The organism is Vibrio sp. NFR (assembly GCF_027587095.1).
In the GTDB taxonomy this organism is placed as follows: domain Bacteria; phylum Pseudomonadota; class Gammaproteobacteria; order Enterobacterales; family Vibrionaceae; genus Vibrio; species Vibrio harveyi.
Window position 1 is genome coordinate 364,626 of sequence record NZ_JAPPTN010000003.1, and the last position, 20,835, is coordinate 385,460.

Genomic DNA, 20,835 nt, shown 5'->3' on the forward strand with positions numbered 1-20,835 from the left:
TGTTTTGCTCACAATGCATGCTTAAACATAGCGTGTGAATTTTTTCGGGTCGAATGCTGCTCGAATCGCTTCACCGATAAAGGTCACCATAACCAGTACCAGAACAATCGAGCTCACTACTGATGCAACGATCCATGGCGAGTCTAGGTTCGACTTACCTTGTTGCAACAACTCACCCCAACTTGGCGTTGGAGGCATCAAACCAAGACCTAGGTAATCCAGTGCCGTCAGTGCAGTGATGTTTGCAGCGATAGTAAATGGTGCAAGAGTCACAATCATAACCATGGTATTTGGCAAGATGTGGTTGAATAGAATACGTCCAGTGGATGCACCAAGTGCGCGCGCAGCCATCACGTATTCACGAGCTGATTCTTTATAAGTCATGGTACGCATGTACCACGTCATCCCCATCCATCCAAAGAGTACGTTGATGGCAACGAATAAGGTGAATGTGGGCTGAACTATCGAAACTAAAATCATGATGACGTACAAAAACGGCACCATAGACCACACTTCGATCAAACGTTGAACAAACAGGTCAAACTTACCGCCCCAAAAGCCCATCGCACAGCCAACAGCAGTACCAATCGCGTACGAGATTGCCATTGTCAGCAAGGCAAACCCCATCGCCGTTCGAAAGCCGTAAACCAATCGAGCTAAGATGTCTCGGCCAATCACGTCCGTACCAAGGTAGTGTTTACTCTCAGCATCTGGAGCCGTTGGCGGGAAGTCACCACTAAAATCTTGCTCGTACGGGTTCCACGGCACAATCGGCAGAATAACGAAGTTATCACCACCTTCCGCTTCGAAGACTTTTTGCAGCTCGCGGTAATCCGCTTCACTGGAAGACGCTTGACCAAACTCGCTGCCTAAACGCACATCACTCACCACAGGAAAGTAAAAGCTACCGTCGTATTTGACGACAAGCGCTTTACTGTTGATCAACAACTCAGCAAATAGAGAAAGGATCAACATGGTCGATAAGATCACAAATGACCAGTAACCACGTTTGATTTCTTTAAAGTGGCGGATTTTCTTTTGAGTTAACGGGCTAACTTTAATCATATTACGCTCCAAACTTCACACGTGGGTCGACTAAAGCAACACAGATATCTGAAATGATATTACCGATCAGCAGTAATACCGCGTTGATAGCTACGATGCCCATTACTACAGGATAATCGCGCTCCATGATGGACTCATAGCCAAGCAGACCGATGCCATCAATGTTGAAAATTACTTCAATAAGGAATGCACCTGTCATAAAGAACAACAGAGAGTTACCGAAGTGAGAGGCGATAGGAATTAAGCTATTGCGTAGTGCGTGCTTACGTACCGCTTTCTTAAATGGCAAACCTTTCGCAATGGCAGTACGAATGTAATCAGATGATAGGTTTTCCATTAGGTTGTTCTTCATCGTCATCGTCAACGTCGCAAAATCACCGATGAGATAACAGATCAAAGGCAGCACCGCGTGCCACATAATGTCTTTCGCTCGCTCAAAGAAGGTCTCATAGTCATCAAAATCATCACCAACGAAGCCTCCCATCGGGAACCACTCTAGGTGATAACTGAACAAGGTAATAAGGAGGACACCTACCACATACCCAGGCAAGGCGTAACCAACGAAAATAAGAATAGAAGACGCGGAGTCAAACACAGAACCGTGCTTCAACGCTTTATAATAGCCAAGTGGGATAGAGATAAAGTAACTGATAAAGAAGGTCATCCCACCATAGAATAAGGAGACAGGTAGACGCTCCGCAATCATGTCTGATACTGGCTCGTAGTAACGTGTTGACTCACCTAGGTCCAACGTCACTAAGCGGCTCAGCCATTCAACATACGCTTCCATAACTGGCTTATCTAAACCATAGAAAGCATTAAGCTCCGCGATTTGGTCATCGGAAAGAGCGGTGTTACCACCCGCAGAAGTCATTGATGCGGCACCATCACCTTGCGCTTGCATTTGAGACAGCATGCGCTCAACCGGACCACCAGGTACGAATCGCGTGATAGCAAAGATAAGAATGGTAATTCCGAGAAACGTTGGAATCACCAACGCCAATCGACGTAAAAAGTACGACAGCATATACAACTTGCTCCTTGTCTACTGTCCATTATTAGGCGGGGTTGGAGAGGAAAGATCCGGCCCAAAATGGTGCATTTCTATCCCGTAGTAACTAAAGCTGTTGAAACACACTCCCTGAGTTTCAAAAGTCAGTTTTTTCCACTACTGCAATAATTTCAGCGTCATATTTATCTTGAATCCGAGCAAGCTTCAAGTGTTTGAATCCAAAACATGACAAACTTCTTCCGATGTCGAAAAACAGAAATGTTTTTGTAAATAATTATAAAAAACCACAAAAACAATTCATACAGAATATCAATCTAGGCACTTTAGAGCCAAAAGCCTATATAAACATGCAGATATCCAGAATAAATAGACAAAAACACCTAAGCGATATTTGACCCAAAAATACGAGTGAGCCCTTTGATAACGGTGGGTATCATATTCTGATACCACCCAGTGCGAGCGAGTTAACATACCTACCATTCCGTAAAAAGCATAGATCAGAATTATTCTCTAGATATACATCCATTTTCAGTGCTAATCGCCCACTTAAAATCCATAGGCGATATAAGTCATTAGTGTTTACAAGAAACACAAAATACGGTGTTTTATTAAGATTTGATCTCGATTTATAAACGTCATGCAGTAAATTATTCTGTGATTTAGGTCACTTTTGGTTTTTTACATCTTTTTTACATTTCTTTATCTCTGTTTACCACTGGTTTGACTTCCTTTTTTCATCTCAGGTATACATGTTCCGAACGTTAACGAAATATTAACGTCACAATTGGTCGTTATATGGCCAGACATAGGAAATAATAATAATCGGAGCAACAAGGATGTATAAAAACACAACCGCTTTATCTGTTGCGATCAGCCTTGCACTGGGAACCGCAGCAGTGGCACCTCTAGCAGCACAGGCAGAAGAGCAGCAAGTTGAACAACTTCAGAAGATGAAGGTAACAGGTTCACGTATCTCCACTACGGACATGGAAGGTCCAAACCCAGTAGACGTATATACAGCAGATGACATCGCTAAGATGGGTGCTGTAAGCGTAGATGATGTTCTACGTGGACTAACACAGAATGGTGCAGGCAGCTACGGCAGCTCATTTACTAACAGTTTTGCTGCAGGTACTTCTGGTGTTTCTCTTCGTGGTCTTGGTGCGAGCCGTACTCTAGTTCTACTTAACGGTCGCCGTGTAGCAAACTACGCGTTTGCACAAAACCTAAACGACACTTTCGTTGACCTAAACTCAATCCCACTTTCAGCTGTTGAGCGCATCGACGTTCTTAAAGATGGCGCATCAGCAATCTACGGTTCAGATGCTATCGGTGGTGTAGTAAACGTAATCCTTAAGCGTGACTACGAAGGCTTTGATGTTCGCCTAAACGGTGGTCAAACATCTTACAGCGATGGTGAAGACCTAGATGTTACGCTAACTGGCGGTAAAACATTCAATGACGCAACAAACATCATGGCGTCTCTAAACGTTGTCCAAAAAGGCAACATCATGATGAAAGATCGTCCAAACACGAAAACTGCTGACCACTCTTCTCAAGGTGGTTATGACTGGCGTAGCTCTGCAGGTACACCAGGTCGTGTTTACAAAGAAGATGGTACATGGGAATCACTATGTACTGGTGGTAGCGCAGAATGTAACTACAACTACAACGAAGAAATTGCAATGATCCCAGAAAGTGATCGTTACAACTTCCTAACTAGCCTTAACCACCAACTAAACGAAGATACCAACCTGTTTGCGGAGCTAAGTTTAAACCGAGTTGAGTCAACGACTATCTCGGCACCGACGCCAGACTTCCAAAACGTGACTATCTCGAAAGACAACCCGAACAACACGTACGGTGAAGACGTCACTATGCGTCACCGTATTCTTGAAGCTGGTAACCGTATCAACGAAATCACAACGGATTCTATCCGCGTTGTGGCAGGTGCAGAAGGTTACGCAAACTGGTTTGATACTGACGTAGACTGGACAGCTGATGCTGGTTACCACTACACAGAAACCGAAAACGTAGGTAAGAATTACCTAACAATCGCAGGCTACCAAGCGGCGATCGACAGCGGTGCTTACAACCCATTCGTTACGAACAACCCATCATCATCACTAGACGGTGCTCGCGTTGAAACAAAACGTAAGGGTGAATCTAAACTTGGCTTCATTAATGCTGGTGCTTCTTTCCCAGTATTCGAGCTATCAGGCGGTGACGCATACGTTGCTGTTGGTGGTGAGTTCCGTTACGAAGCAGGTTCTGATACGCCAGACGCAAGTGTTGAAGCAAACCAAATCGTTGGTAGTGGTGGCACAAGCTCTGATGGTGACCGTACTGTATTTGCAGGTTACGTAGAACTTGTTGCACCGGTTATCGAAGAAGTGGAAGTACAACTTGCTGGTCGTGCAGAGCACTACAGCGACTTTGGTTCAGCATTCAGCCCGAAAGTGGCAGTTCGCTACCAACCAATGGATGAAGTGCTATTCCGTGCATCATACAGCCACGGCTTCAAAGCACCGACTCTACCAGAAGTTAACGCGGGTGCATCTACAAGCTATCAAACACTTTACGACCCGCAAACTGACACTCGTGGTCAATACCGCGTTGTTAGCCAAGGTAACAAAGACCTAGATGCGGAAACAGCACAGTCATTCAACATCGGTACTGTAATCGAGCCGCTTGAAGACCTATCTGTAAAAGTTGATTACTTCTACATTGTGAACGATGACAAGATCGACACACTAGGTGCACAGAAGCTTATCGACGAAAACAGCCCTAATGTTGTTCGTAAAGCGAACGGTGATATCGACTACATCCTAGATGAGTACGTGAACGTTGCTAAGCAACAAGTAAGCGGTATCGATAGTGAAGTGAAGTACGACCTATCAACTGATAGCTACGGTGACTTCCTAGTGAAACTAGCTGGTACTTACAACATTGAGTACAAGCAAAGTGACTCAGACGGCAACCTAGAAGATTACATTGGTACTTACTTCGGTGGTCCTCGCTTCAAAGGTAAAGCAACGCTTGGTTACGGCTACGAAGACTTCGCATTCACAAACATCGTGAACTACACGCACTCTTACGACACTCGTTACGAGACTGCAGAGCACTCTGAAGTTGACGCTCTAACAACTTGGGATACACAGCTTGCGTACACAGGTATCGAAAATGCAACGATTGCTGTTGGTATCCGTAACGTAACTGACGAATTGGCGCCATTCTACAATGAAGCAGAAGGCTACCACTTCGCATTCCACGACAACACAGGCCGTTTCTACTACCTACAACTTGAATACGGCTTCTAAAAACCTTTTTGGCGCGGGGCTTTCCCGCGCCCTTATCGACTGACTTTATACACTGACAAGGATGCTACTATGACGTTAAAGAGATTTGGCGTGAGTGCTATTACCGCTGCACTGCTGTCTGTAAGTGCTGGTTCTATAGCGGCAGATTCAGGTTCGGTAATTTCTACTCAAGCAAAAACCAACACCTCTGCACAAGTTTCTCAACAAAAAATCGACGGATATGCTGAAAGCGCGGAAAGCATGCTAGCTGAATACAAAGGCTTGCTTCGCCAAATCGACAGCATGAAAGTCTACAACGAGCAAATCAATCGTATGGTTCAATCGCAACAAGGCGAGTTGGATTCATTAAACAACCAGATTGCTCAAATCGACCAAACAGCGACAGAAGTTGTACCTCTAACGCTTAAAATGATCGATGCCCTAGATGAGTTCGTTACTCTTGATCTTCCATTTCAAAAAGAAGAGCGCACCAAACGTGTTACTGAGCTGCGTGACCTAATGGATCGTGCAGACGTAACGACTTCAGAAAAATTCCGTAAAGTGATGGAAGCGTATCAAATCGAAGAAGGCTTCTCTCGCTCCATTGAATCTTACAAAGCTAGCCTAGAGCGCAACGGTGAAACCGTGACTTACGACTTCCTACGTATTGGTCGTACTGCGCTTCTATTCCAATCTCCGGATGGCGGTGAAACAGGCATGTGGAATCAACAAACCCGTCAATGGGAATCACTACCTGAAAACTACCGTATCGCTGTACAGCAAGGTCTTCGTATCGCTAAGAAACAAGCGCCACCAGCGCTGATCAAACTGCCTGTATTTGCTGGGGAGGAATAAGAAATGAAAGGATTCAAAACTCTAGCCGCTGGTTTGCTAGCGAGCTTATTCATGATTTCTGGTGCGCAAGCTGAAGCACCTAAAAACCTATCTGAGCTACTGAAAAACGTAAAATCAGAAAGTATTGTTGAATCAAAAGAGAACAAAGCTCGTGAAGCTGAGTTCAAAAACAACCGCGACAAGCAAGCTGCATTGCTACAACAAGCTCGTGACGAGCTAGCTGCCCAACAAGCACTTGGTGATGAGCTAAAAGCAACATTTGATGAAAACGACAAGCAGCTAACTGAGCTAACTGAAACACTTCGCGTTCGTTCAGGGACTTTAGGTGAGATGTTTGGTGTGGTTCGCCAATATGCGGGGGAATTTAAAGGTCTATTTGCAGCTTCGCAAAACGCCGTTCTTTTCCCTGAGCGTGACGTACTACTTTCTAAACTAGCGGAAAGTAAAGAACTGCCATCTACGCAAGAACTTGAAGCGTTTTGGCACACAATCCTACAACAAGTAGTCGCATCAGGTGATACAACAACAGCTCAAGCGACCGTTGTATACGGCGAAGGTAAAGAAGCGGTACGTGACGTAACCCTAGTGGGTGAGTTTAACGCAATCGCAGATGGCAAATACGTAACTTACGTACCTCAAACTGGTAAGTTCGAAGAGCTATCACGTCAACCGAGCAAGAACATCACTCGCCTAGTTGGCGGTTTTGAGGCAGCAGAAGGCACATACGAACCACTATTTATCGACCCATCTCGTGGTGTGATTCTGTCTCTACTAGTACAAAGCCCTACCGTTCAGGAGCGTATTGACCAAGGTGGTATCGTTGGTTACGTAATCCTAGCTATGGGTGCAATTGGTGCACTGATCGCACTCGTTTGTTACCTACGCCTACTCGTTATCGGTGGCAAAATGCGTAAGCAAGCGAAATCAGACACTGTTATTCCTGGCAACCCTCTGGGTGAAGTTATCCAAGCTTACCAAGAACACAAAGGTGACAACCTTGAAGATCTTGAAGCGAAACTGGACGAAATCATCCTACGTAACGCACCGAGCATTGAACGCTTTATCAGCTCAATCAAACTGTTCGCTTCTGTAGCACCACTTCTAGGTCTACTGGGTACGGTTATGGGTATGATCGGTACGTTCCAAGCAATCACACTATTTGGTACAGGTGATCCTAAGCTAATGGCTGGCGGTATCTCAGAAGCACTTGTTACTACGATGCTTGGTCTGGTTGTCGCAATTCCTCTACTGTTCCTGTACACCATCGTACACAGTAAAGGTCGTCGTTTGGTTCAAACTCTTGAAGAACAGAGTGCAGGCTTCATCGCTCGCTATCAGGAAAAACTGCATAAAGCCGAAAGCTAAGGAGGCGTTATGTGGTGGTTAGTTGGAGAACTTGAATCAATTAGGCGCTTCTTGGGAATGGGTGGCGACGTGCTTGTCGTCATCTTTATCCTCAGCTTCATGTTGTGGGCAGTATTGCTAGAACGTTGGTTTTACTTCGCTGCCGTCGCTCCAAAAGCAATGAAAAAAGCCGTTAGCTTTTGGGAAGAGCGCTCAGAACATAAAAGCTGGAACGCTAAGATGATCCGACAAGAAATCGTTTCTCGTCAGGATATTGAGAATAAAAAGGGACTACCAATCGTTAAAGTACTGATTGCACTTTGTCCCCTACTTGGTCTACTCGGCACCGTTGTCGGCATGATTCAGGTATTCGATATCTTAGCGGTTACAGGTACAGGAAGCCCTCGAGCAATGGCCTCGGGGATCTCAAAGGCAACAATCCCAACATTAGCGGGAATGGTGGCTTCACTATCAGGACTGTTCTTTAGTACTCGTCTTGATCATTTAGCCAAAGTCACCACGCAGAAGCTTGAAGACAAGCTAAAGCACATTGCCTGAGTAAACGGAATTAGAGGTATAGGTCATGAAGAGACGCTATAGCAATGACAGCAGTGATGAAGCTGCTATCGATATGACACCGATGCTCGACATCGTCTTCATCATGTTGATCTTCTTTATCGTAACAACATCGTTCGTTAAAGAAGCCGGTCTAGAAGTAAATCGCCCAACGGCTAGCTCAGCGCAAACCGTGAAGAAAGGTAACATCATGGTTGCCATTGGTGCCGCTGGTGACGTTTGGGTTGATAAACGTCGCATCGAAGTAGACGCCGTACGTGCAAACATCGAACGTCTACGTGCAGAAAGCCCAGATGGTGCAGTTGTTATCCAAGCGGATACTGAAGCTAACGCTGGTGTAGTCGTGAAGGTTATGGACCAGATTAAGATGGCAGGTGTAGAAAGCATCTCCATTGCCGCAACCAATAAGGATTAAGCCTATGCGGTATCTGGCCTCAATTGCACTGGCGCTCATTGTCTCCCTCGGATTGTTCTGGGGGATGGACAAGCTAGTAAACAAAGAGCGCCACGAGCTAGTGTCGAATGATGATCTACGTATGGTTGAATTCATTCGCATTAAACCGGACGAAAAAATACAGGAGAAAAAGCGCGAACTACCAAAACCACCACCACCGAAGCGTCCGCCACCGCCACCTGAAATGAAGGTGACGTCAACGGTCAAACCGGTGATGGATCAAATCCCGATGGACATGCCGAAACTTGATCTACCAGTTAATGTTACGGGTGGCTCAGTACTTGGTCACTACTCTCAGGGCGGTGGTTCAGTTGCGGGATCGGGTGGTCCAGTACCATTAGCGACTTTCCAACCTCAAATGCCTCGTAAAGCGGCGAAGTCAGGTCTAGAGAAAGGCGTGGTATTGATTGAATTCACCGTTAACGCTCGCGGCGCGGTTGAAGACATCAAGGTAGTAAAAGAGACACCTCGTCGACTTGGTTTAGGTAAAGCAGCAAGAAAGACCGTATCGAAATGGACTTTCAAACCTAAGATGGTTGATGGACAACCGGTGGCCTCGCGCATGGCTCAAGAAATTGAGTTCACCACCAACTAGGGAGTCACAATATGAAATTACTCAAGACATTGCTGGCTTCTGTTGCGTTAACAATGGGTGTGCTTAGCACACCTGTTGTTGCCAAAGATTCGCCACAGCTTTCTGATAAAACATTTAAAGTCGTTAACAAAGTTCAAGAACTGATTGCGACTGAGAAATACTCTGATGCAATCGAAAGGTTGAACAAGGCACTCGGTAAAACTTCAAAGAAGTATGACCGTGCAGTACTGCTGCAACAGATGGGCTTCTTGTACTCAATGAGAGACGACTATGTAAAGGCATCTAAGTACTTTGCAGAAGCGCTTTCTCTGGATGCTCTTCCAGTACCCGTTGCACAGCAAGTTCGTTACAGCCTTGCTCAGTTATATCTTGCTGAAGAACAGTTTAAGAAATCGGTTAAAACCATGGAAAAGTGGTTTGCCGTAGCTGAAACAACGAAAGAAAAACCACAAGCACACGCTTACATCACGCTAGCAAGTGCTTACGTTCAAATGGAAGACTACCGTAAAGCAATCGCACCAACTAAAAAAGCGATTGCAATGACGAAGAATCCAAGTGAATCGTGGTACATGCTTCTGATGGCTTCTCATTACGAGCTAGGTCAAATGAAGAGCGTTGCTAGTGTTCTTAAGATCCTAACCACTAAGTACCCACAGAAAAAGCGCTACTGGATGCAACTTTCTGGTACTTACATGGAGCTGAACCAAGACAAGAATGCACTTTCTGCTTTAGAAATGGCGTACAAACTGGGCTTGTTTGAAGAAGAGAAAGAGTACTTACGTCTAGTCAACTTCCTTGCTTATCAAGAGATACCTTACCGCGCTGCGAAGATTCTAAAAGATGAAATGGCAAACGGTAATATCGAAACAAACCAAGAAAACTTAGAGCGTTTAGCGTCATTTTGGCAGCAGTCGAAAGAGCTTGATAATGCGATTGATACCTATCAAACCGCTTATCAATTGGCTCCTAAGACAAAAAGCCAGCTAAAAATTGCCCGTTTGATGATTCAAGCGAAGCAATACCAAGCTGCTTCTAAGTTTGCTGCGACGCCTGCCTCTGACGCATCGCGCTCGCAAGCCGCAGAATTGCAATACATCCGCGGCATGGCTTTCTTTGAATTGAATCAGCCAACTCAGGCGCTTAAATCAATGAAGAAAGCAGCACAATCGGATTCGATGAGACAAGTAGTGAGTCCATGGATCAACTACCTAGAGTCGCAAGGCTAATAGGCGCTCATCATCTGCAAAGTAGTAACCAAAGTGGTTGTGGTTGCTCCGAAAATTAAGTGTGAGTCAGTCGCACGCCTGGGGAAGTGAAAGCTTCCCCTTTTTTCGCTTCTATATATAGAGGGTGAATTCATACCACACCTCAAAGATCCAAAAGATCGGCTAGCAACATCTGGGAGATCATGATACTCTTCGCCTCCATTTTTCTGGCGGGTTTATCACCAATCTCAAGCAGTTTGATGAAGAAATCATCAACGCCAGTGCTATCGTTATACCAATCTCGTGAATAAACGTCGTTGGCATGACAACAAGGTCGAGACTTCTTTCGGCATTCACTCAATCCAACCAAAAGTGGAACAGTACAATGGGCAAAGGTACTCTCTATATCGTATCTGCACCTAGCGGCGCAGGTAAATCTAGCTTGATCTCAGCAATGTTGGAACGTAACCCAACATATGCAATGAAAGTGTCTGTGTCTCATACTACTCGTGGCATGCGCCCTGGCGAAGAAAACGGTATCCACTACCATTTCGTTGCAAAAGAAGAGTTTGAAGCTCTGATTGCACAAGGCGACTTCCTAGAATACGCAGAAGTGTTTGGTAACTATTACGGCACATCACGCGTATGGATTGAAGAAACGCTAAACAAAGGCATCGACGTTTTCCTAGACATCGACTGGCAAGGTGCACGTCAAATCCGTGAGCAAATGTCAGAAGCGAAAAGCATCTTTATCCTGCCACCATCAAATGGTGAGCTAGAACGCCGTCTAAACACTCGTGGTCAAGACAGCGAAGAAGTGATCGCAAAACGCATGGCAGAAGCAAAATCTGAAATCTCACACTACAACGAGTACGATTACGTAATCGTAAACGATGATTTCGATACTGCATTAATGGACTTTAAAGCCATCCTACGTGCGGAAAGATTGAAGGAAGAAAAGCAAGCTGCTAAATATAAAGGTATGCTTGATGCGCTTCTAGCAGAGTAATTCTGCACTGAAACACAAATTTTCGCTTCTTTATTACGGTAAGGAAGCTTATATTGCTTATATAGAAAGTCATTGTTGTTGCACGTCTTATCGCTAGTAAATATTACGCTGAGACTGTATACTTTCTCGTCATTCAAAATTTAGTTAACTATTTGGAGTCCTCATGGCACGCGTAACTGTTCAAGACGCTGTTGAAAAAGTTGGCAACCGTTTCGACCTAGTACTGATTGCGGCTCGCCGCGCTCGTCAAATGCAAACTGGCGGTAAAGATGCACTAGTGCCAGAAGAGAACGATAAGCCAACGGTTATCGCTCTACGCGAAATCGAAGAAGGTTTAATTACTAAAGAAGTTCTAGACGCTCGTGAACGTCAAGAACAGCAAGAGCAAGAAGCGGCAGAGCTAGCGGCAGTAAGCAGCATCGCTCACAACCGTTAATTCTGACTTTAGAATTCAACAACCTCCCGGGCCTATAATTTGTATCTATTCGATAGCCTCAAAGACGTTGCCCAAGAATACCTAACAGAGCCTCAAATTGAGGCTCTGCGTCAATCTTATGTGGTAGCAAGAGATGCCCATGAAGGGCAAACCCGCTCAAGCGGTGAACCATACATCATCCACCCAGTCGCTGTGGCTCGAATCTTGGCCGAAATGCGCCTCGATATCGAAACCCTCCAAGCTGCTTTGCTGCATGACGTCATCGAAGACTGTGACGTTACAAAAGAAGATCTCGAAGAGAAATTCGGCAATACCGTCGCTGAGCTGGTTGATGGTGTATCTAAACTGGACAAACTCAAATTCCGCGATAGGAAAGAGGCTCAAGCCGAGAACTTCCGTAAGATGGTTCTGGCGATGGTGCAAGACATCCGCGTTATCCTGATCAAACTGGCTGACCGTACGCACAACATGCGCACGTTAGGTGCCCTGCGCCCCGACAAAAAACGCCGTATTGCTCGTGAAACACTGGAAATCTACGCGCCGCTGGCTCACCGTCTTGGTATTCACAATATCAAAACGGAACTTGAGGAGCTTGGCTTCGAAGCGCTTTACCCGAACCGCTACCGCGTTCTAAAAGAAGTGGTAAGAGCGGCACGTGGTAATCGTAAAGAGATGATCCAACGTATTCACAGCGAAATTGAAGGTCGACTCGAAGATGTTGGCTTGAATGCGCGCGTGTTAGGTCGTGAAAAGAACCTGTTCTCCATCTATAACAAGATGAAAACCAAAGAACAGCGTTTCCACACCATCATGGATATCTATGCTTTCCGAGTGGTTGTTGATACTGCCGATACTTGTTATCGCGTTCTAGGCCAAGTACACAGCTTGTATAAGCCACGTCCTGGTCGTATGAAAGATTACATTGCGGTACCAAAAGCGAACGGCTACCAATCGCTACATACTTCTATGGTTGGCCCACATGGCGTACCAGTTGAAGTTCAGATCCGTACCGAAGATATGGATCAAATGGCGGACAAAGGTGTCGCTGCGCACTGGTCATACAAAGACAAGGGCGACAAGTCTGGCACAACAGCGCAAGTGAAAGCTCAGCGTTGGATGCAAAGCCTGCTTGAGCTACAACAAAGCGCTGGTAACTCATTCGAATTCATTGAAAACGTAAAATCGGATCTTTTCCCAGATGAGATTTACGTATTCACACCAAAAGGTCGTATCGTTGAATTGCCATTAGGCGCAACGGCTGTCGACTTTGCCTATGCCGTACATACTGATGTCGGTAACTCTTGTGTTGGTGCTCGTGTTGACCGTAACCCTTACCCACTAAGTAAGGCACTGAAGAACGGTCAGACAGTAGAAATCATCAGTGCACCAGGTGCGCGTCCAAACGCGGCTTGGTTAAACTATGTCGTGACTTCTCGCGCTCGCACTAAGATTCGTCAAGTATTGAAGACCATGCGTCGTGAAGAATCGATTACCTTAGGTCGTCGTCTACTGAATCACGCTTTAGGTCGTCATTCGATTGATTCAATCTACCCAGAAAACATCCAAGAAGTGCTGACTGATCTGCGCCTAGAAAGCGTCGATGATCTGCTAGCAGCAATTGGTTTGGGTGAGTTGATGAGTATCGTCATCGCACGTCGCTTATTGGGTGACACTGATGAATTGACCACCACAAGCTCAATTCCAAACGAATCTAACAAGAAACTGCCAATCCGTGGGGCAGAAGGTCTGCTACTGACTTTCGCAAATTGTTGTCACCCTATCCCGGATGACCACATTATCGCTCACGTATCGCCAGGTCGTGGTCTTGTGGTTCACCGTGAAACGTGTCCAAACGTACGCGGATACCAGAAAGAGCCGGACAAATACATGGCAGTCGCTTGGTCTGAAGAGTACGACAAAGAGTTCATTGCTGAACTGAAAGTCGATATGCTCAATAACCAAGGTGCGTTAGCGGAATTGACCAATGTGATTTCGAAAACCGGTTCGAACATTCACGGTCTTTCAACCGAAGAACGCGACGGTCGCTTGTACACCGTTACCGTTCTGCTAACCACCAAAGATCGTGTTCACCTTGCTGGCATCATGCGTAAGATTAAGACCATGCCACAGGCGACTCGAGTCAGACGAAGAAAGAACTAAACTCTATCGCCACCCACACTCTGGGTGGCGATTTTTTTATATCTCTATTTATTATGAATTTAGAACGTTACAACCGCATCCATCAGGTGTTAAAAGCACGCCAAACCGACCTCACCCTGTGCCTTGAAGAAGTTCATAAGCCGAACAACGTTTCTGCAGTGATCCGTACCGCTGACGCAACAGGCTTACACAAAGTTCATGCGATTTGGCCCGACAAAATGCGCACACTGACCCACACCTCAGCAGGGGCACGCAACTGGGTTGAAGTGGATACTCACAATTCGATTGAAACTGCGATTACCGAGCTCAAAGCACAAGGCATGCAAGTTCTGGTCACCAACCTTTCGGACACCGCGGTCGATTTTCGTGAGATCGACTACACCAAGCCAACGGCAATCATTCTGGGTAGCGAAAAAATTGGCGCTTCAGAGCAAGCGAAGAAACTCGCAGACCAAGACATCATTATTCCAATGATCGGTATGGTGCAGTCTTTAAATGTCTCAGTCGCCAGTGCTGTGATTCTTTATGAAGCGCAGCGTCAGCGTGAAGCCGCTGGTATGTACGAACGTGATAAAAGCGCACTGCCAAAAGAGACCATCAACCGAATTCTGTTTGAGCGAGGACATCCGGTCTTAGCAAAAGTAGCGAAACGCAAAGGGCTAGAATATCCACAACTTGATGACGAAGGCCAAATTGTGGCTGACGAATCGTGGTGGAAAGAGATGCAAAGTAAATAATCAACTTTTGTTATCCTGAATAGCGACGAAGGAGCGAAATTCAACTCCTCACGAAGCTGTATTTTTCCCTGTACAAAAACACAGCTTCGTGGTTAACATACTGCTATGTTAACTATTTTCTTGAGCCCACTATGTCTGCCCAAATGTTATCTGCTATTCCTTTAACCTCTCTGTCTGGAGTTGGCGCCAAAGTCGCAGAAAAACTCGCCAAAGTTGGCTTGCATAGCGTTCAAGATCTACTGTTCCACCTTCCTCTTCGTTACGAAGATCGCACTCGCATTTACCCAATAGCCAAGCTGCATGCCGGGCTCTGGGCGGCAGTACAGGGCAAAGTCATGGCTGTCGATACTACTTTCGGCAAACGCAAAATGCTGACAGTAAAAATCAGCGACGGCAATGGCACCATTACTCTACGCTTTTTTAACTTTACTGCCGCGATGAAGAACAATTTCTCGAATGGTAAGTTAGTACACGCTTACGGTGAAATAAAGCGTGGTGGTATGGGCTTAGAGATTGTTCACCCTGACTACAAGTTTTATGTAAGTGAACAAAAGCCGGATGTGGAACAAAGCTTAACCCCCGTTTATCCAACCACCGATGGGTTACGTCAAATCACTTTGCGTAACCTGACGGAACAAGCCTTATCACTCCTCGATAAAGCCGCAGTGCAAGAGTTGCTGCCTTCCGGTTTGTACAATCACCAGATCACCATGTCGCAAGCATTGCATACGATTCATCGACCGCCTCCAACCATTAATTTGGATGAGTTTGATGAAGGTAAACACCCAGCTCAAATTCGTTTGATCATGGAAGAATTACTGGCGCAGAACCTCTCTATGTTGGCAGTGCGCAGCAAAGGACAACAGGACGTTGCATTGCCTTTGGCGTTGTGTAACTCGCTGAAAAAGCAACTACTGGCTCAATTGCCCTTCTCGCCGACGAATGCTCAAGCACGAGTCGTTAAAGAAATTGAAGCCGATTTGGAAAAAACGCACCCAATGATGCGCCTTGTTCAAGGTGACGTAGGCTCGGGGAAAACTCTAGTTGCTGCGCTTGCTGCCGTCAGAGCCATTGAACACGGCTATCAAGTCGCTTTAATGGCACCGACCGAGCTGCTCGCCGAACAGCACGCGATTAACTTCGCTAATTGGTTTGAGAAAATGGGCATTCAAGTCGGTTGGCTGGCGGGCAAATTAAAAGGTAAAGCCAAAGAAGCCGAATTGGCGCGTATTGCCAGTGGTGAAGCGCAAATGGTCGTGGGCACTCACGCCCTTTTCCAAGAGCATGTTGAGTTTCATCATCTTGCTTTGGTCATTATTGATGAACAGCACCGCTTTGGTGTCCACCAGCGCTTAGAGCTACGCGAGAAAGGTGCAAAACAAGGCGCTTATCCACATCAGCTCATCATGACAGCAACGCCAATTCCGCGAACATTAGCCATGACTGCTTATGCCGACTTAGAAACGTCGGTGATTGATGAGTTACCACCGGGTCGAACACCAATCCAGACGGTCGCAATTCCAGACACCAAACGCGATGATATCGTCGAACGAGTGCGCAATGCCTGCTTAAACGAAGGCAAACAAGCGTATTGGGTATGTACCTTGATTGATGAGTCCGAAGTCTTGGAGGCTCAAGCTGCTGCCGACACTGCAGAAGAGCTGCAACGTAAACTGCCTGACGTAAAAATTGGTCTAGTGCACGGACGAATGAAGCCCGCTGAGAAGCAAGCGGTGATGCAGGATTTCAAAGACAACAAGCTGCATTTACTGGTCGCAACGACAGTGATTGAGGTAGGCGTAGACGTACCCAATTCCAGCCTGATGATCATCGAGAACCCAGAGCGTTTAGGTTTAGCTCAGTTGCACCAGCTTAGAGGTCGTGTTGGTCGAGGTTCAGTGGCGAGCCATTGTGTGTTGCTGTATCACTCGCCACTATCAAAAACCGCCCAAAAACGTTTAGGCGTATTACGTGAAAGCAACGACGGCTTCGTGATTGCACAGAAAGACTTAGAGATTCGTGGACCGGGTGAGCTTCTTGGTACCAAACAAACTGGCTTGGCAGATTTTAAAATTGCCGACTTAGTGCGAGATCAGCGCTTAATTCCAGAAGTTCAACGCATTGCACGTTACATTCATGACAACTACCCAACGAATGCGACCGCAATTATTGACCGTTGGTTAGGCGAGCGTGACATTTATTCTAAGGCGTAAACGGGCTGCGCCTTAGAAGTAAGACGTTTCTTTCACCAATTCGATAACTAAATCACATCTAAATTCCTATTCTATTGATTTTAAATATGTAAAATCAATAACGTTTTATTAACACAACACATAGATGCGTTGTGCTCTCGGCTAGGTTAGTTAAGCGCTACCACTAACCTCCACTCTTATAATAAATACGTTTCAAGGAGTAGAAATGAAGAGTACCTGCCTTGGGCTGTTGGCTTCAGCCTTTATTCTAAGTAGTGGTTCAGCATTTGCTGACACCTCAGACATGGCGAAATTGTTCGCTAAAGGGTCGAGCTTTTTTAACCCAAAACTCTCCCCTGATGGTAAATACCTTGGGGTCGAATCCAAAGTGGATGGTAAAGATGCGCTGGTCATTCTCGACGCACAAACAATGAAGCCAACCAACATGCTTCGATTCCCAGACAACGAGCAAGTAGCCGATTATTACTGGGTCAACAATGAGCGCGTTGTCGCTTCAAAAGAAACCTTCACGGGCTGGTTTACTCAACCCTCACCCACAGGTGAATTTGTTGCCGCGAATGTCGACGGTTCTAAAACCGCCTACCTGTTCGGTCCTCAACCACCACAAAGCGGCAGCAGCGTTTCTAAACGAGGCAAAGCCACTCGCGCCTTCGGCATCATGTTAGACCCAATGCCAAATGACGAAAAGCACATGCTGATTGCTGCGATTCCATACAACCGCTCATTTGACATGGAAGAGGAAAAAGACGTCTACAAAGTCAATGTCTACAACGGTCGCGCGACCAAGCAGATGTCCGCCCCTATCAGAAATAGCTATTTCCTAGTTAACCATGATAACCAAGTCGGTTTTGTAACGGGCTCTGGTGATGATCTCAAACTCAAGTCTTTCTATCGCAATGGCAACAAGTGGCAATCCATCGCGACATTAGACAAACTCAATTTAGAAGAACTAACCCCCATTTCCTTCGCCGAAAACAACCATTCGATTTATGCCGCTGCAAGTAAAGACGGCTCACCCCAAGCGATTTACCATGTTGATTTAAAAACAGGAAAATACAAAGAAGTGGTTGCTGGCGAAAAGGTTTCACCACATAACTTTTGGCTTGATCAGCAATCCAAGCAACTGTACGCCATTGAATATGAAAAAGACTATCCAACCTATGCCTTCGTGGACGACAAGCACCCGCTGAGCAAGCAGTTGAAGCAACTACTGGCGACATTTGAAGGTCATCAAGTCCGTATTCTTAGCCAAACAGAAAATGGCGATAAATTCATTGCTCTGGCATTTAATGACCGTAATCCCGGCGATTATTACCTATTCAACACCGATCCTGTCGAAGGTCGATACCTCTTCTCTGCACAGAAATGGCACGACCCGAAAAAAATGGCAGAAGTTCGTCCATTTGCTTTCACGGCAAGAGACGGGCAGGAAATCAATGCCTTGCTAACACTTCCACCGGGTAAAGCGGAAAAGGACCTACCTTTGATTGTGAACCCGCACGGTGGACCTCACGGACCGCGTGACTGGTGGGAATTCAATCCAGAGAACCAGTTCTTAGCTCAAAAGGGCTATGCTGTTCTGCAAATCAACTTCCGTGGTAGTGGTGGCTTTGGAGATAATTTTGAAGAACTTGGATACCGTAAATGGGGTACCAATATTCAGTACGACATCATTGATGCCACTCGCCATATCATCAAGCAAGGTATTGCCGATGCCGATCGTATCTGTATTTCTGGCGGTAGCTTTGGTGGCTATAGTGCGCTTCAAAGTGCCATCGTCGAACCGGATCTGTTCCAGTGTGCAGTAGGCAGCTTTGGCGTCTATGACCTTGAAATGCTTTACACTGAAGGCGACGTAAAAGACCGCAAGTCAGGCGTTAACTATCTAGAAGAAGTGATCGGTCGTGATAAGAAAGAGCTTCAATCCATGTCACCCGTTCATCATGTCGACAAGCTAAAAGCAGACATTATGTTGGTCCACGGAGCCAAAGATGAACGAGCACCAATTGAACAATTTGACGCCTTAGTGGAAGCGCTCAAAGCGATCAATTATCCGCACAAAACAATGGTGATCGGCGATGAAGGGCACGGATTTTATAATGATGAGCACCAAGCCAAGTACCTTACTCAAATTGGTGAGTTCTTCGATAAACACTTAAAAAACTAAACTCCCAAAGTAAAACCTTAAAGGCGATAACCATTCCGTTATCGCCTTTTCTTTTCAGCTCAAAGCAAACGTTTGCTTTTTGAATAAATCCCTCTATAATCGCGCTCAAAATTTATGGTGTGCACCTTGTCACATCAAACCAACCTGAGTTGACACTGATTAACAGCAATCACAGGTCATAACGTCAACTCCACCCAGCACTCCCATTCAGCGAGCTCTGGGGCAAGAATTATTGCGACTAGCGAGACAAACATGACAACTTCAAACCGAACTTCGGAACTGGTCTATCAGTTAAACGATCGCCCACCACTACCTCAGACCATTTTTGCTGCACTTCAGCACTTATTGGCGATGTTCGTAGCCGTTATCACCCCTTCTCTGATCATTTGTCAGTCTTTGGGTGTGCCTGCTGACCAAACCAACACCATCATCAGCATGTCGCTGTTTGCATCTGGCGTGTCTTCCTTTATTCAAATTCGTACCTTTGGTCCTATCGGCTCTGGCTTACTTTCAGTGCAAGGCACCAGCTTCAACTTCCTTGGTCCAATCATTGGTGCGGGTCTTTCTCTCAAAGCCGGCGGCGCGGACATTAGCACCATGATGGCAGCGATTTTCGGTACTATCTTGGTCGCGTCTTTTGCAGAAATCCTGCTATCTCGCGTTTTAGAACACGCACGCCGCATCATCACGCCATTGGTATCTGGCATCGTCGTGACGCTTATCGGTCTGACGCTTATCCAAGTGGGTTTGGTATCAATGGGCGGAGGCTATGCTGCAATGGGCGATGGCTCTTTCGGTAGCCTAGACAAGTTAGCTCTCGCTGGCACAGTACTTGGCTTGATCGTAATCCTTAACCGCTCAAAGAACCCATACCTACGTGTTGCATCAATTGTAATTGCAATGCTGGTTGGCTACGTCATGGCGTACTTCATGGGCATGGTCGACACTTCAACACTGGGCGAAACTGACCTCATCGCACTGCCGATCCCAATGCAATACGGCTTGAGCTTCGACTGGTCGCTGTTTATTCCACTGGTTCTGATTTTCTTCATTACGGCACTAGAAGCAATTGGTGACATCACCGCAACGTCTGAAGTTTCCGGTGAGCCAGTGAAAGGTCCGGTTTACATGAAGCGCATCAAAGGCGGCGTATTAGCTGATGGTCTGAACTCAGCGATTGCAGCAGTATTCAACAGCTTCCCAAACTCTACCTTTAGCCAAAACAACGGCATCATCATGCTCACTGGTGTAGCAAGCCGTTATGTGGGTTACTTCATCTCAGGCATGTTGGTGATTCTGGGGCTGTTCCCGGGCGTGGCAAGCTTTGTTCAGCTGATTCCTGAGCCAGTTCTGGGCGGCGCGACTATCGTGATGTTCGGCACCATTGCCGCAGCGGGCGTACGCATCATCTCTCGTGTCGACCTCGATCGCCGCGCAATCCTAATCATGGCACTGTCGTTCTCGATGGGTTTAGGCATTGCACAAAAACCTGAAATTCTGCAATTCATGCCTGAGTTTATCAAGAGCATTTTCTCGACAGGTGTGGCAGCAGGCGGCATCACCGCTATCGTATTGAACCTACTGCTTCCAGAGAAATTGGAAGAAGAAGACGAGCTGGTTGCTCAAGAGATAAAAGAATCCTAATCTTGCACTAGGATGATCGGAAAGCCCAACCAAACTTTGGTTGGGCTTTTTTATTGGAATCAAT

Annotated in this window: 16 protein-coding genes; 14 read left to right on the forward strand and 2 right to left on the reverse strand. The window is 46.1% G+C overall.

The genetic code is table 11. The annotated features are described in order from the left end of the window. Nucleotides 1-21 precede the first annotated feature (21 nt). Both OH463_RS08215 and OH463_RS08220 read right to left on the reverse strand, forming a co-directional pair. On the reverse strand, nt 22-1,065 hold the full coding sequence (locus OH463_RS08215; RefSeq protein ID WP_005449386.1) for an ABC transporter permease: 1,044 nt from the start codon (nt 1,063-1,065) through the stop codon (nt 22-24). Nucleotide 1,066: 1 nt separating this feature from the next. Continuing rightward, nucleotides 1,067-2,092, reverse strand: coding sequence for an ABC transporter permease subunit (locus OH463_RS08220; protein WP_005434432.1), 1,026 nt, complete (start codon nt 2,090-2,092; stop codon nt 1,067-1,069). A gap of 821 nt (nt 2,093-2,913) precedes the next feature. Between OH463_RS08220 and OH463_RS08225 the strand changes: the two genes are divergently transcribed. The 14 genes from OH463_RS08225 (at nt 2,914) to OH463_RS08290 (ending at nt 20,771) form a co-directional block, all read left to right on the forward strand. After that, complete coding sequence (locus OH463_RS08225) at nt 2,914-5,397, forward strand: TonB-dependent receptor (protein ID WP_005448453.1); 2,484 nt, start codon at nt 2,914-2,916, stop codon at nt 5,395-5,397. A 69-nt stretch (nt 5,398-5,466) separates the two neighbouring features. Beyond that, nucleotides 5,467-6,231 (forward strand): DUF3450 domain-containing protein, encoded by a 765-nt coding sequence (locus tag OH463_RS08230; protein WP_005448454.1) that lies wholly within the window; start codon nt 5,467-5,469, stop codon nt 6,229-6,231. A gap of 3 nt (nt 6,232-6,234) precedes the next feature. Continuing rightward, nucleotides 6,235-7,596, forward strand: a complete 1,362-nt coding sequence (locus tag OH463_RS08235; RefSeq protein ID WP_005448456.1) for a MotA/TolQ/ExbB proton channel family protein — start codon at nt 6,235-6,237, stop codon at nt 7,594-7,596. Between the two features lie 9 nt (nt 7,597-7,605). Continuing rightward, a complete protein-coding gene (locus tag OH463_RS08240; protein ID WP_005430146.1) occupies nt 7,606-8,133 on the forward strand; it encodes a MotA/TolQ/ExbB proton channel family protein in 528 nt (175 codons plus the stop codon). 25 nt (nt 8,134-8,158) lie between these two features. Beyond that, on the forward strand, nt 8,159-8,566 hold the full coding sequence (locus OH463_RS08245) for an ExbD/TolR family protein (RefSeq protein WP_005430119.1): 408 nt from the start codon (nt 8,159-8,161) through the stop codon (nt 8,564-8,566). 4 nt (nt 8,567-8,570) lie between these two features. After that, on the forward strand, nt 8,571-9,200 hold the full coding sequence (locus tag OH463_RS08250; protein WP_005430078.1) for an energy transducer TonB: 630 nt from the start codon (nt 8,571-8,573) through the stop codon (nt 9,198-9,200). A gap of 11 nt (nt 9,201-9,211) precedes the next feature. Further along, on the forward strand, nt 9,212-10,426 hold the full coding sequence (locus tag OH463_RS08255; protein ID WP_005448461.1) for a hypothetical protein: 1,215 nt from the start codon (nt 9,212-9,214) through the stop codon (nt 10,424-10,426). A gap of 364 nt (nt 10,427-10,790) precedes the next feature. After that, nucleotides 10,791-11,414 (forward strand): guanylate kinase, encoded by a 624-nt coding sequence (gene gmk, locus OH463_RS08260; protein WP_005430186.1) that lies wholly within the window; start codon nt 10,791-10,793, stop codon nt 11,412-11,414. A gap of 163 nt (nt 11,415-11,577) precedes the next feature. Beyond that, a complete protein-coding gene (gene rpoZ / locus OH463_RS08265) occupies nt 11,578-11,850 on the forward strand; it encodes a DNA-directed RNA polymerase subunit omega (protein WP_005379346.1) in 273 nt (90 codons plus the stop codon). A 39-nt stretch (nt 11,851-11,889) separates the two neighbouring features. Continuing rightward, nucleotides 11,890-14,010, forward strand: a complete 2,121-nt coding sequence (gene spoT, locus OH463_RS08270; protein ID WP_005434453.1) for a bifunctional GTP diphosphokinase/guanosine-3',5'-bis pyrophosphate 3'-pyrophosphohydrolase — start codon at nt 11,890-11,892, stop codon at nt 14,008-14,010. A 53-nt stretch (nt 14,011-14,063) separates the two neighbouring features. Continuing rightward, on the forward strand, nt 14,064-14,747 hold the full coding sequence (trmH, locus tag OH463_RS08275; protein WP_269990972.1) for a tRNA (guanosine(18)-2'-O)-methyltransferase TrmH: 684 nt from the start codon (nt 14,064-14,066) through the stop codon (nt 14,745-14,747). A 131-nt stretch (nt 14,748-14,878) separates the two neighbouring features. Continuing rightward, nucleotides 14,879-16,960 (forward strand): ATP-dependent DNA helicase RecG, encoded by a 2,082-nt coding sequence (gene recG / locus OH463_RS08280; RefSeq protein WP_050939261.1) that lies wholly within the window; start codon nt 14,879-14,881, stop codon nt 16,958-16,960. A gap of 205 nt (nt 16,961-17,165) precedes the next feature. Further along, nucleotides 17,166-19,127: a S9 family peptidase gene (locus tag OH463_RS08285; protein WP_269990973.1), complete on the forward strand. Its 1,962-nt coding sequence runs from the start codon at nt 17,166-17,168 to the stop codon at nt 19,125-19,127. A gap of 252 nt (nt 19,128-19,379) precedes the next feature. Continuing rightward, the gene (locus tag OH463_RS08290; protein ID WP_050922472.1) at nt 19,380-20,771 is read left to right on the forward strand and encodes a uracil-xanthine permease family protein; all 1,392 of its coding nucleotides are present in this window, start codon (nt 19,380-19,382) and stop codon (nt 20,769-20,771) included. The last annotated feature ends 64 nt before the right edge of the window (nt 20,772-20,835 follow it).